Source organism: Pseudomonas sp. SCB32 (genome assembly GCF_009189165.1).
GTDB lineage: Bacteria > Pseudomonadota > Gammaproteobacteria > Pseudomonadales > Pseudomonadaceae > Pseudomonas.
On record NZ_CP045118.1, the window covers coordinates 312,883 to 326,145 of the forward strand.

Sequence of the window (13,263 nt, forward strand, 5' to 3'; positions counted from 1 at the left end):
CTGAGCCTCCGTAACAAATTATTGCGCCTGCCTGGGCGCCGTGAGGTCCGCAATGCTCGCCAGTACCTGGTTCGCCTTCTTCATTGCCTGCTGGCTGATCAGCCTGTCGCCGGGTGCCGGCGCCATCGCCTCGATGTCGTGCGGGCTGCAGTACGGTTTCGCGCGCGGCTACTGGAACGCGCTGGGCCTGCAGTTCGGCCTGGCCCTGCAGATCGCTGTGGTCGCCGCCGGCGTTGGCGCGCTGCTGTCTGCCTCCGCGGTCGCCTTCAGCGCGATCAAGTGGTTCGGCGTGGTCTACCTCGTCTACCTCGCTTACCGCCAATGGACCTCGCCGCCGCAGGCGATGGTCGCGGAAGGGGAGCGCCCCATCGGCCGGCCGCTGTCCCTGGTGCTGCGTGGCTTCCTGGTCAACGCCAGCAACCCCAAGGCGGTGATCTTCATGTTGGCGGTGCTGCCGCAGTTCGTCGATCCGCACCGGCCGATGGCGATCCAGTACGTGATCATGGGCGCGACCATGATCACCGTCGACCTGATCGTCATGGCCGGCTACACCGGTCTGGCCGCCCGTGTCCTGCGCGCATTGCGCTCGCCACGCCAGCAGCGGCTGATGAATCGTACCTTCGCCACCCTGTTCGTGGGTGCCGCCGGGCTGCTCGCCAGCGTGCGCCGCGCCGCGGCCTGAGGGCCTTGCGAAGCATCCGGAGCGCCGTCGTAGACGCTTCGGATGCAGCTTCACGGGACATTATCCTTGCATAGCGGGAAACCTGAGGTGACAATTTAAACTCATTCATTCTCATTTAGCTTCCGCTATGCAACCCTCCAAATTTCTCGTCTGGCTGTTGCCGCTGGTCGGCCTTTGCAGCCTTGGAGCTTATGCCGACACGGCTGTCGACCCCTCTCAAGCCCTTCACCTGCTCAGTTATCTCGCTGCCGACTATCCGCCTACCGTGGCCGACGGCCAGGTCGTCGACGCCAGCGAGTACAAGGAGCAGCTGGAGTTCGTCGGTAATCTCCACGCGCTGATCCTGACCCTGCCGGCCCTTCCGGCGCGCGCTGACCTGGAGCAGGCGGCCGACGCGCTCAAGCAGGCCATCGAGCAGCGCCAGCCCGGTGCACAGGTCGCCCAGCAGGCGCGTCACCTGGAGGCGCGCATCGCTGATGTCTACCAGGTGGTGCAGACCCCCTCGATCACCCCTGATCCGGCCCGCGCCGCCGAGATCTACGCCCAGCAGTGCTCGATCTGCCACGGCGATGCCGGCAAGGGAGACGGCCCGGCGGGCATCGGCCTGGAGCCGCCGCCGGCCAACCTGACCGACCGCGCGCGCCTGGATCACCTGAGCCTGTATGACCTGCACAACGTCATCGGCCTGGGTGTGGCGGGCACCGACATGCCGGCCTTCGCCGACCAGCTCGACGAGCGTCAGCGCTGGGACCTGGCAGCCTACGTCGCGGGCCTCAGCGCCGGCCAGGCCAAGGCTGATCCGGCCCACGCCTACCCGCTGCCGACCTTGTCCACCCAGACGCCGGCGGAAGTCGCCGAGCGCGATGGCGAAGCTGCGGCCGAGAGCTTCCGCGTCCTGCGCGCCCACCCGCCGCTGGAGCACCGTGGCCCGGCGCAGCAGATCGACTACACCACCGCGACGCTGGAGAAGAGCTTCGCCGTGTACCGCACGGGTGACCACGACCAGGCCTACGACCTCTCCGTCGCCGCCTACCTGGAAGGCTTCGAGCTGGTGGAAAGCTCGCTGGACAACGTCGACGCCGACCTGCGCAAAGCCACCGAGAAGCAGCTGATGGCCTACCGTCAGGCGCTGCGCGACGGCCAGCCGGAAGCCGAGGTGGCCCAGCAGCTGGAACTGGCCAAGGCCAAGCTGGCGGCCGCCGCCAAGGCCCTGAGTGGCGACTCCCTGAGCTTCTCCATCAGCTTCATTTCGGCCCTGCTGATCCTCCTGCGCGAAGGCGTGGAAGCGATCCTGGTGCTCGCGGCGATCCTCGCTTTCCTGCGCAACACCGGGCAGGAGCAGGCCGTGCGCGGCGTCCACATCGGCTGGGGCCTGGCCTTCGTCGCCGGTTTCGCCACCTGGGCGGTAGCGGCCTACGTGATCGACATCGGCGGTGCCCAGCGCGAGCTGATGGAAGGCTTCACCTCGCTGTTCGCCTGCGTGATGGTGCTCTGGCTCGGCGTGTGGATGCACGACCGCCGCCACGCTGCCGCCTGGCAGGACTACATCCGCAGCAGCCTGGTGGGCGGCGGTGGCCGCTTCGGCTTCGCCGTGCTGGCGTTCTTCTCGGTGTACCGCGAGCTGTTCGAAGTCATCCTGTTCTACGAAACCCTCTGGTTGCAGGCCGGCCCGGCCGGGCACAACGCGGTGATCGCCGGTGCGGGCAGCGCCGTGGTGATTCTGATCGCCATCGCCTGGGTGATCCTGCGCGGTTCGGCCAGGTTGCCGCTGAAGCTGTTCTTCACCGTCAATGCCGCGTTGCTCTGTGCCCTGTCGGTGGTCTTCGCCGGCCACGGCGTGGTCGCCCTGCAGGAAGCCGGGGTGATCGGTACCCGCCCGGTGCCGTTCTTCGACTTCGACTGGCTCGGCATCAAGGCCGACGCCTATTCGCTGTCCGCCCAGGCCGTGGCGCTGCTGTCGGTGGCGGTGCTCTATGGGCGCAGCTACTTCTCGGAGCGCCGCAAGGCGGCGGAAGTGGCCTCGTCCTGAGGCGATAACCGAGCGACCCGCGACGGCCAGTGCGATACTGGCCGTCGTGCTTTTCGAAGGAAGGTTTTCCCCTGATGCGTATCTGGATCGACGCCGACGCCTGCCCGCGTGCGGCCAAGGAGCTGGTGGCGAAGTTCGCCTTGAAGCGCAAGCTGGAGGTGGTGATGGTCGCCGGCCAGCCCGTGGCCAAGCCGCCGTTCGCCTGCGTCAGCCTGGTGGTGGTGCCCAGCGGGATGGACGCCGCCGACGACTACCTGGTGGAGCAGGCCGAGCCCGGCGACCTGGTGATCTGCAGCGACGTGCCACTGGCCGACCGGCTGGTGAAGAAGGGCGTCGATGCGCTGGACCCGCGTGGCCGCGAGTTCGACGAGAAGAACATGGGCGAGCGCCTGGCGGTGCGCAACCTGTTCACCGACCTGCGCGAGCAGGGGGCGGTGGGTGGCGGGCAGGCGCCCTACGGCGACAAGGACCGGCAGGCCTTCGCCAACGGTCTGGATCGGCTGCTGACGCGCTTGATGCGCGAGGCGGAAGCTCGCAAGCCCTGAATGAAAACGCCCGGCAATGCCGGGCGTTTTCATTCAGGGCTGAGCGTAGGAGCGGACTTCGTCCGCGATAGGTCCGCATCGCGCCGGAAACCATCGCGGACGGAGTCCGCTCCTATGAGGTCAACCCTCAGGCCAGCTCCAGCACCCGGTCGACCGCCTTGTTGATGCCGCTGGCGGCTTCGGCGATGGACTGCGCCAGCATGTAGGCCGGGGTGGTGACCAGCTTGTGCGCCTTGTCTTCGACGATGTCTTCCACCGCGCAGTCGACGTGCTTGGCGCCCATTTTGGTCAGCACCTGGGCGGTGCCCGCGTCGGTGCCAATGGTGCATTCCACGCCGGCGCCATAAATGCGGGCGGCCATGGCTGGGGCGATGCAGATCAGGCCGACCGGCTTCTTCGCCGCAGCGAAGGCCTTGGCCAGGGCCAGCACGTCAGGCTGCACTTCGCACTGGTCGCCCTTGAAGGCGAAGTCGCTGAGGTTCTTCGCGGCGCCGAAGCCGCCGGGGACCAGCAGCGCGTCGAAATCTTCCACCTTGGCTTCGCGGACGTCCTTCACTTCACCACGGGCGATGCGCGCGGACTCCACCAGTACGTTGCGGCTCTCGGCCATTTCCTCACCGGTCAGGTGGTTCAGCACGTGGTGCTGGGCGATGTTCGGGGCGAAGCACTGCACCTTCGCACCGCGCTGGGAAAGGCGCAGCAGGGTGATCACGCTTTCGTGGATTTCAGCGCCGTCGTAGACGCCACAGCCGGAGAGGATGACGGCAACTTTCTTTTGCATGGACTGCTCCTGTTCGGGAATACCGGGCGTGTCGCGATATGCCGCCCGGGTTGTCACCGGCGGTCGGGGCCGGCGATGGGCAAGGGGCTAGGATCAATCATCAGGGCGCGTTGGCCCTGAGGCCTTCCCATAAGCATAACGACTCGGCCGAGCCATGAACTACATCCTCTTCGCGGTACCCTTCTTTTTCCTCCTGATCGCGATCGAGTTGCTCGCCGACCGCTGGCGGGGTGTCAGCACCTATCGACTGAGCGACGCGCTGAACAGCCTCAGCGCTGGCGTGCTGTCCACCACTAGCGGGCTGCTGAGCAAGGGGTTGGGGCTGGTGACCTATACCCTCGCCTGGCAGCATCTGGAGCTGTTCGAGCTGTCCGCCCGGAGCCTTTGGGTCTGGGTGTTCGCCTTTGTCTTCTATGACTTCTGCTACTACTGGAACCACCGCCTGGGCCACGAGCGCAACGTGCTCTGGGCGGCGCATTCGGTGCACCACCAGAGCGAGGACTACAACCTCTCCACCGCGCTGCGGCAGACCAGCACCGGCTTCATCTTCGGCTGGATCTTCTACCTGCCGATGGCGGTGGCCGGCGTGCCGCCGCTGGTGTTCCTCACCGTCGCCGCGCTGAACCTGCTGTACCAGTTCTGGGTTCACACCCGGCACATTCCCAAGCTTGGCGCGTTCGAGTGGATCTTCATCACCCCGTCCAACCACCGGGTGCACCACGCGCAGAACCCGGTGTACATGGATCGCAACTACGGTGGCGTATTCATTGTCTGGGACCGGCTGTTCGGCACTTTCCAGGAGGAGCTGGACGAGGAACCGGTGGTGTTCGGCGTAACCGTGCCGCTGGCCAGCTGGAACCCGCTGTGGGCCAACCTGCAGGTCTACGCGCACCTGTGGAACGATGCGCGCCGTGCCGCCAGCGGTTGGGACAAGCTGCGTATCTGGTTCATGCGCACCGGCTGGCGCCCGGAGGATGTCGCCCAGCGTTATCCGATGGAAAAGCCCGATCTGAGCACCTTCCGCAAATTTGATGTGCCGCTCGGGCGCGGTCGCCAGTGGTATGCGCTCGTGCAGTTCGTCGGCTATGTCCTGGGCGGGACCTGGCTGCTGGGCGTGGGCGGTGGCTGGGAGGCGCTGCCGCTGGTGATCGGCCTGGCCTGGATGGCGTTCGGGCTCTACGCCATCGGCGCCTGGCTGGAGAACCGGACCTGGGCGCTGAAGCTGGAAGTGCTGCGCCTGGCGCTCAATGTGCCGGTGCTGGTGGCGCTGGTGCTGTGCGGGGGCATGGCATGGCCGCAGTGGACGCCCTGGGCGCTGGCGGTCTACACGCTGGGGAGCCTGATCGGGTTGCTGGGCCTGCGGCGCGCCGAGCGGCTACCCCAGGCCGTCTGACGGATCAGGTCTTGCTGGCGTTCTTGAAGCGGCGGTGCAGCCAGAGCAGCAGGCCGATGACGATCAGGCCGCCAAGCACCATCAGCTCGTACTTCTTGATGTTGCCCAGTACGCCTTCGAGCACGCTACCGAAGTAGTAGGCCGCCGAACCCAGCACAGTGGCCCAGACGATGGCGCCGATGCCGTTGAGCAGCAGGTAGCGCGCCGGCGGGTAGCCGGACAGGCCGATGGCCACTGGCATCACGGTGCGCAGGCCGTAGACGAAGCGGAAGCTCAGCACCCACACATCAGGGCGGCGGCGCACATGCTCCAGCGCCTTGTCGCCCATCTGCTGCCAGCGTGGCTTGCGCGCGAGCAGCTTGCGGCCATGGCGGCGGCCGAGGAAGTACCACAGCTGGTCGCCGGCGTAGCTGCCCAGGAAGGCCACGGCAATAACGTATTCCAGCTGCATATAGCCGCGAAATGCCAGGAAACCGGCCAGAACCAGAATGGTCTCGCCCTCGAAGAAGGTGCCGAGGAACAGGGCGATGTAGCCGAAATCCTGCAGGAATTGTTGGAGCATTATCGAGGCAACGCAGCGAAATGAACGCGAAGCCTAACCCGGTTGTCGCTCCGGGGGAAGGCGTGCCAGTCATCACCCATGACCTGGGGCAATTCCCATCCGGCCGTTCGCTGCCAGCCAGCCGGTGCGGCGGGACTCCGCGACCTTGAGTCACTGTTACGCGTTGTTACCAATCGGTCATAATCACGGCCTATAAATGTCACACTGTGCCTGTCGTCCAGGCCCTGGAGTACACCGTGAGCTTCATTCCCGCCGATCGCGCCTTCCCCTTCACCCGACTGCGCCGTAATCGTCGCGACGATTTCTCCCGTCGTCTGGTGCGCGAGAACGTACTGACCACCAACGACCTGATCCTTCCGGTGTTCGTCCTCGACGGCAAGAACCAGCGCGAAGCGGTGCCCTCGATGCCGGGTGTGGAGCGCATGTCCATCGACCTGCTGCTCAAGGAAGCCGAGGAGCTGGTGGAACTGGGTATCCCGGCCCTGGCCCTGTTCCCGGTGACCCCGCTGGAGAAGAAGTCCCTCGACGGCGCCGAAGCCTTCAACCCCGACGGTATCGCCCAGCGCGCCACCCGCGCCCTGCGCGAGCGCTTCCCGGAACTGGGCATCATCACCGACGTCGCCCTGGACCCCTTCACCAGCCACGGCCAGGACGGCATCCTCGATGAAGACGGCTACGTGCTGAACGACGTCTCCGTCGACGTGCTGGTCAAGCAGGCGCTGTCCCATGCCGAAGCCGGCGCCCAGGTGGTAGCCCCCTCGGACATGATGGACGGCCGAATTGGTGCGATTCGCGAGGCCCTGGAGTCGACCGGTCACATCAACACGCGCATCATGGCCTACTCGGCCAAGTACGCCAGCGCCTACTACGGTCCGTTCCGCGACGCGGTCGGCTCCGCCGCCAACCTTGGCAAGGGCAACAAGGCCACGTACCAGATGGACCCGGCCAACGGCGACGAAGCGCTGCACGAAATCTACGCTGACCTCGCCGAAGGCGCCGACATGATCATGGTCAAGCCGGGCATGCCGTATCTCGACATCGTTCGACGGGCCAAGGACGAATTCCGCGCGCCGACCTTTGTCTACCAGGTCAGTGGCGAGTACGCGATGCACATGGCCGCCATCCAGAACGGCTGGCTCAGCGAAGCGGTCATCCTGGAGTCGCTACTGGCCTTCAAACGCGCCGGCGCAGATGGCATCCTGACCTACTTCGCCAAACGCGCTGCAGAACAATTGAAAAAGGGGGGATGACCCCCGTCGACGAGAATTGCGATGAATACCGAAGGCCTTAGCGAAACCGAACTTCTCGAAGCTGACACCACTGAAATCGCCGTGGCCGAGACCACCGAGGCGACGCCACCTCCTCCGGAGGTGGCCGCCCCTGCGATCAACGTGGACGACAGTGCCCTCTACATTCATCGCGAGCTCTCGCAGCTGCAGTTCAACATCCGCGTGCTGGAACAGGCGCTGGACGAGTCCTACCCGCTGCTGGAACGCCTGAAGTTCCTGCTGATCTTCTCCAGCAACCTCGACGAATTCTTCGAGATCCGCGTCGCCGGCCTGAAGAAGCAGATCACCTTTGCCCGCGAACAGGCCGGTGCCGACGGCCTGCTGCCGCACCAGGCGCTGGCGCGCATCAGCGAGCAGGTGCACGAACAGGTCGCCCGCCAGTACAGCATCCTCAACGACATCCTGTTGCCGGAGCTGGCCAAGCACGACATCCGCTTCATCCGCCGGCGCTACTGGACGCCGAAGATCAAGGCCTGGGTCCGTCGCTTCTTCCGCGACGAGATCGCGCCGATCGTCACCCCCATCGGCCTCGATCCGACCCACCCGTTCCCGCTGCTGGTGAACAAGAGCCTGAACTTCATGGTCGAGCTCGAGGGCCTGGACGCCTTCGGTCGTGACTCCGGTCTTGCGATCATCCCGGCGCCGCGCTCGCTGCCGCGGATCATCCGCCTGCCGGAAGAGGTCGCCGGTGCCGGCGACAACTATGTCTTCCTCTCCTCGATGATCCACGCCCACGCCGACGACCTGTTCCACGGCATGAAGGTGAAGGGCTGCTACCAGTTCCGCCTGACCCGTAACGCCGACCTCTCGGTGGACGCCGAGGACGTCGAGGACCTGGCCCGCGCGCTGCGCGGCGAGCTGTTCTCGCGCCGCTACGGTGACGCCGTGCGCCTGGAAGTGGTGGATACCTGCCCGACGCACCTGTCCAACTACCTGCTCAAGCAGTTCGGCCTGTCCGAGAACGAGCTGTACAAGGTCAGCGGCCCGGTCAACCTGACCCGCCTGTTCAGCGTCACCGGTCTGGCCAGCCACCCGGAACTGCAGTACCCGCCGTTCACCCCGGCGATTCCGAAGCTGCTGCAGAAGAAGGAAAACCTGTTCAACGTCCTGGGCAAGCTCGACGTGCTGCTGATGCACCCGTTCGAGTCCTTCACCCCGGTGATCGACCTGCTGCGCCAGGCCGCCAAGGACCCCAGCGTGCTGGCGATCAAGCAGACGCTGTACCGTTCCGGCGCCAACTCCGAGATTGTCGACGCGCTGGTGGAAGCCGCGCGCAACGGCAAGGAAGTGACCGTGGTGATCGAGCTGCGGGCGCGCTTCGACGAAGAGTCCAACCTGCAGCTGGCCAGCCGCCTGCAGCAGGCCGGCGCCGTGGTGATCTACGGCGTGGTCGGCTTCAAGACCCACGCCAAGATGATGCTGATCCTGCGTCGCGAGGACGGCGAACTGCGCCGTTACGCGCACCTGGGCACCGGCAACTACCACGCCGGCAACGCCCGCCTGTACACCGACTACAGCCTGCTGACCGCCGACGTGGCCCTCTGCGAGGACCTGCACAAGCTGTTCAACCAGCTGATCGGCATGGGCAAGACCCTGCGCATGAAGAAGCTCCTGCACGCGCCCTTCACCCTGAAGAAGAACCTGCTGGAGATGATCAACCGCGAGGCCGCCCAGGCTGCCGAGGGCAAGCCGGCGCAGATCATGGCCAAGGTCAACTCGCTGACCGACCCGAAGGTCATCCGCGCGCTGTACAAGGCCAGCCAGGCCGGCGTGAAGATCGACCTGGTCGTGCGTGGCATGTGCTGCCTGCGTCCGGGCGTGCCCGGTGTGTCGCACAACATCCAGGTGCGTTCGATCATCGGCCGTTTCCTCGAGCACAGCCGGATCTACTACTTCCTCAATGGCGGTGAAGAGAAGATGTTCCTCTCCAGCGCCGACTGGATGGAGCGCAACCTCGACATGCGCGTCGAGACCTGCTTCCCCGTAGAGGGCAAGAAGCTCGTGCTGCGGGTGAAGAAGGAGCTGGAGTCTTATCTGGCTGACAACACTCAGGCCTGGGTGCTGCAGGCCGACGGCAGCTACGTGCGCCAGAGCCCCAGCGGCAACCAGAACGCCCGCAACTCCCAGGCGATACTGCTCGAGCGCCTGTGCACGCCGGTGATCAGTTCGCGCTGATCCCTGAGTGCCATCAAAAGCCCTGCCGCTCGCGGCGGGGCTTTTTTATGGGCGCGTGGCCGCCGTTGTAGGAGCGGGCCATGCCCGCGAAGCCGCCGCGCGGAGTCCGCTCCCATGGGGTTGATCGGTGCGGGAGACGCCAGGCGCCCCGGGGGCGCCTATCGCGGGCATGGCCCGCTCCTACAGGGCTCCCACATCCTCGTTGGTCCGCACCAACGAAAAGACCCCGGCGCTCTCGCGCTGCGGCCTGCATGTGAAGCGGCGTAGGTCAGCTCACGCTGAGCGAATACCCCACGCGCAAGAGCCAGCCGGCCTCCTGCTCGAAGTCCGCCTGGGTCAGCGGGTTGGCCGCCAGCCAGCCGTTCGGGAAACGTATGCTCAGGCTCTTGGCGGAGGCCTTCAGGGCCACCGCCGGCATTTCCTGGGTGCCGCGGATGTGGTGGAAGAGGATGGCGAAGCGCAGCACGATGCACAGGCGGATCAGCTTGTCGCCCTCGTCGCCCAGCTCGTTGAACTTGTCCGCCGGGATGTTGCGGCGGTGGCCGCGCACCAGCAGCGCCAGGGTCTGCTGGTCGAGGCGCGAGAAGCCGGCCAGGTCCGAGTGTTCGAGCAGGTAGGCGCCGTGCTTGTGGTAGTGGTAGTGGGCGATATCAAGGCCCAGCTCGTGGACGCGGGAGGCCCACATCAGCAGTTCGCGGTGCCATTCGTCCTTCAGCTCCCAGGCGTCGGCCACCTGGCCCAGCGATTCCAGCGCCTTGACCTCGACGCGGGTGGCCTGCTCCGGATCAACGTGGTAACGCTCCATCAGCGCGCCGATGGTGCGTTCGCGGACGTCCTCGTGGTGGTGACGGCCGAGCAGGTCGTAGAGCACACCTTCGCGCAGGGCGCCTTCGGAGTGGTCCATGCGGCTCAGTTCGAGGGCGTCGAACAGCGCCTCGAGGATCGCCATGCCTGCCGGGAAGATCGGCCGACGGTCGGGCTTGATGCCGTCGATGTCGAGCTTCTCGACCTCGCCGGCCTTGAACATCTTGCGCTTGAGCCAGGCCAGGCCTTCGGGGTTGACCTCGCCATTGCCGTGGCCGCCGGCCTGGATCGCCAGGCAGATTGCGCGGATGGTGCCGGAGGCACCCACCGCCTCGTCCCAGCCCAGGCGGCGCAAGCTGTTCTCGATGCTCATCAGCTCCAGGCGCGCGGAGGTGTAGGCCTGGGCGTAGCGTGCCGGGGTGATCTTGCCGTCCTTGAAGTAGCGCTGGGTGAAGCTCACGCAGCCCATCTGCAGGCTTTCACGCAGCTGCGATTCGAACTGCTGGCCGATGATGAACTCGGTGCTGCCGCCGCCGATGTCCACCACCAGGCGCTTGCCCGGATTGTCCGCCAGGGTGTGCGAAACGCCCAGGTAGATGAGACGCGCTTCTTCACGGCCGGAGATGACTTCCACCGGATGACCGAGGATCTGGTCGGCGACGCGGATGAATTCGCCGCGGTTGCGCGCTTCGCGCAGGGCGTTGGTGCCCACCACGCGTACCGAGCCCGGCGGCATGCCGCTGATGAACTGGGCGAACTGCTTCAGGCAATCGAAGCCGCGCTGCATCGATTCTTCGGTGAGCATGCGGTCTTCGCCGATGCCGGCGGCCAGCTGGACCTTCTCGCCAAGCCGCTCAAGGATGCGTATCTCGCCGTGATCGGCCTTCGCCAAAACCATGTGGAAACTGTTCGAGCCGAGGTCGATGGCCGCGATCAAGGGAAAGGTCTTGGCTGGGGTATAGGGCATGTTTGGAGGTCCGGAGAAATACAGGAGACATCCTGCCATTTTAGGCAAAGAGTGCCAATGAAGAGGGTGTCACCGATCAGCGAATGCCGCATCAGCGATAGATAGACTCAATCAGCTGTGCCTTTCGGTGCGGGCCGAGGCGGGATATGATGACGGACACTTTTTCGCATCCGATTGACGGAGAGAATACATGAGCGAACATATCGTCAATGTTACCGATGCCAGCTTCGAGCAGGACGTACTGAAGTCCGACGGTCCCGTGCTGGTCGACTACTGGGCCGAATGGTGCGGCCCGTGCAAGATGATCGCCCCGGTACTCGACGAGATCGCCAAGGACTATCAGGGCAAGCTGAAAGTCTGCAAGCTGAACATCGACGAGAACCAGGACACCCCGCCGAAGTATGGCGTGCGCGGCATCCCGACCCTGATGCTGTTCAAGGGCGGCAATGTCGAAGCGACCAAGGTCGGCGCACTGTCCAAGTCCCAGCTGGCAGCCTTCCTCGACAGCAACATCTGAGTCGAAGCCTGCTTGAAAAGCCCCGCAAATCAGCGGGGCTTTTTTCTTTTTACCGCTATTTTTCCCTAGACGCTCCGAAACTCGGGTGTTAAATTCGGGCGCACAACGTTGATTTACGTTGTTCCCTGCAAGCCGTCGCCGACGCACTTCCTATTCGAATTCCAAGCGATCCTGTCCGTCATCTACGGCGCGGCTCTTCAAGCATCACGCTTGTTCCCTTTTCCCCTTTCAGCGTATTTACGTCCCCTTCTATGAATCTGACCGAACTCAAGCAAAAGCCGATTGCCGAATTGCTGGAAATGTCCGATGCCATGGGCCTGGAAAACATGGCTCGTTCGCGCAAGCAGGACATCATCTTCGCGCTGCTGAAGAAGCACGCGAAAAGCGGTGAGGAAATCTCCGGCGACGGCGTGCTGGAGATTCTCCAGGACGGCTTCGGCTTCCTGCGCTCCGCCGATTCCTCGTACCTGGCCGGCCCCGACGACATCTACGTCTCGCCCAGCCAGATCCGGCGCTTCAACCTGCGCACGGGCGATACCATCATCGGCAAGATTCGTCCGCCGAAAGAAGGCGAGCGCTATTTCGCACTGCTGAAAGTCGACTCGATCAACTTCGATCGTCCGGAGAACGCGAAGAACAAGATTCTCTTCGAGAACCTGACTCCGCTGTTCCCGACCAAGCGTCTGACCATGGAAGCCGGTAACGGCTCCACCGAGGACCTCACCGGCCGTGTGATTGACCTCTGCTCGCCGATCGGCAAGGGCCAGCGCGGCCTGATCGTCGCCCCGCCGAAAGCGGGCAAGACCATCATGTTGCAGAACATCGCGTCGAACATCACCCGCAACAACCCCGAGTGCCACCTGATCGTCCTGCTGATCGACGAGCGCCCGGAAGAAGTGACCGAAATGCAGCGCACCGTGCGCGGCGAAGTGGTCGCCTCCACCTTCGACGAGCCGCCGACCCGTCACGTGCAGGTCGCCGAGATGGTGATCGAGAAGGCCAAGCGCCTGGTCGAGCACAAGAAGGACGTGATCATCCTGCTCGACTCCATCACCCGTCTGGCCCGTGCCTACAACACCGTGATCCCCAGCTCCGGCAAGGTGCTCACCGGTGGTGTCGACGCCCACGCCCTGGAAAAGCCCAAGCGCTTCTTCGGCGCCGCGCGCAACATCGAGGAAGGCGGTTCGCTGACCATCCTCGCCACCGCGCTGATCGAAACCGGCTCGAAGATGGACGAAGTGATCTACGAGGAATTCAAGGGTACCGGTAACTCGGAACTCATCCTCGACCGCCGCATCTCGGAAAAACGCGTGTTCCCGGCGATCAACATCAATCGCTCCGGCACCCGTCGCGAAGAGCTGCTCACCGGTGAGGAAGAGCTGCAGCGTATGTGGATCCTGCGCAAGATCCTGCACCCGATGGACGAGATCGCCGCGGTCGAATTCCTGCTCGACAAGCTCAAGCAGACCAAGACGAACGATGAGTTCTTCGACTCGATGAAGCGCGGCAAGTAAGCGTC

11 protein-coding genes are annotated in these 13,263 nt (G+C 64.8%); 8 read left to right on the forward strand and 3 right to left on the reverse strand.

The window, feature by feature from the left end; genetic code table 11:
- Window positions 1-52: 52 nt before the first annotated feature.
- The 3 genes from GA645_RS01500 (at window position 53) to GA645_RS01510 (ending at window position 3,256) form a co-directional block, all read left to right on the forward strand.
- The gene (locus GA645_RS01500) at window positions 53-682 is read left to right on the forward strand and encodes a LysE family transporter (RefSeq protein WP_152219290.1); all 630 of its coding nucleotides are present in this window, start codon (window positions 53-55) and stop codon (window positions 680-682) included.
- A gap of 127 nt (window positions 683-809) precedes the next feature.
- Entirely contained in the window at window positions 810-2,711 is a 1,902-nt protein-coding gene (locus GA645_RS01505; RefSeq protein WP_152219292.1) for a cytochrome c/FTR1 family iron permease, read from the forward strand.
- A gap of 74 nt (window positions 2,712-2,785) precedes the next feature.
- Entirely contained in the window at window positions 2,786-3,256 is a 471-nt protein-coding gene (locus tag GA645_RS01510; RefSeq protein WP_152219294.1) for a YaiI/YqxD family protein, read from the forward strand.
- A gap of 127 nt (window positions 3,257-3,383) precedes the next feature.
- On the opposite strand, the gene elbB is transcribed toward GA645_RS01510, so the two are convergent.
- Complete coding sequence (gene elbB, locus GA645_RS01515) at window positions 3,384-4,037, reverse strand: isoprenoid biosynthesis glyoxalase ElbB (protein ID WP_152219297.1); 654 nt, start codon at window positions 4,035-4,037, stop codon at window positions 3,384-3,386.
- Window positions 4,038-4,191: 154 nt separating this feature from the next.
- Between elbB and GA645_RS01520 the strand changes: the two genes are divergently transcribed.
- Window positions 4,192-5,430, forward strand: coding sequence for a sterol desaturase family protein (locus GA645_RS01520; RefSeq protein WP_152219299.1), 1,239 nt, complete (start codon window positions 4,192-4,194; stop codon window positions 5,428-5,430).
- A 4-nt stretch (window positions 5,431-5,434) separates the two neighbouring features.
- On the opposite strand, the gene GA645_RS01525 is transcribed toward GA645_RS01520, so the two are convergent.
- The gene (locus GA645_RS01525) at window positions 5,435-5,995 is read right to left on the reverse strand and encodes a DedA family protein (protein ID WP_152219301.1); all 561 of its coding nucleotides are present in this window, start codon (window positions 5,993-5,995) and stop codon (window positions 5,435-5,437) included.
- 233 nt (window positions 5,996-6,228) lie between these two features.
- Between GA645_RS01525 and hemB the strand changes: the two genes are divergently transcribed.
- Both hemB and ppk1 read left to right on the forward strand, forming a co-directional pair.
- Window positions 6,229-7,242 carry a porphobilinogen synthase gene (gene hemB, locus GA645_RS01530; RefSeq protein WP_152219303.1) on the forward strand — a complete coding sequence of 338 codons (1,014 nt, stop codon included), beginning with the start codon at window positions 6,229-6,231 and terminating at the stop codon, window positions 7,240-7,242.
- 21 nt (window positions 7,243-7,263) lie between these two features.
- Window positions 7,264-9,456: a polyphosphate kinase 1 gene (gene ppk1, locus GA645_RS01535; protein ID WP_152219305.1), complete on the forward strand. Its 2,193-nt coding sequence runs from the start codon at window positions 7,264-7,266 to the stop codon at window positions 9,454-9,456.
- A gap of 268 nt (window positions 9,457-9,724) precedes the next feature.
- Here ppk1 and ppx read toward each other — a convergent pair whose 3' ends face one another.
- Window positions 9,725-11,227, reverse strand: coding sequence for an exopolyphosphatase (gene ppx / locus GA645_RS01540; RefSeq protein ID WP_152219307.1), 1,503 nt, complete (start codon window positions 11,225-11,227; stop codon window positions 9,725-9,727).
- A gap of 190 nt (window positions 11,228-11,417) precedes the next feature.
- Here ppx and trxA point away from each other — a divergent pair, with 190 nt between their 5' ends.
- Together trxA and rho are read left to right on the forward strand one after the other, a co-directional pair.
- Window positions 11,418-11,744, forward strand: coding sequence for a thioredoxin TrxA (gene trxA, locus GA645_RS01545; protein WP_015475045.1), 327 nt, complete (start codon window positions 11,418-11,420; stop codon window positions 11,742-11,744).
- Between the two features lie 251 nt (window positions 11,745-11,995).
- A complete protein-coding gene (gene rho, locus GA645_RS01550; RefSeq protein WP_152219310.1) occupies window positions 11,996-13,258 on the forward strand; it encodes a transcription termination factor Rho in 1,263 nt (420 codons plus the stop codon).
- The last annotated feature ends 5 nt before the right edge of the window (window positions 13,259-13,263 follow it).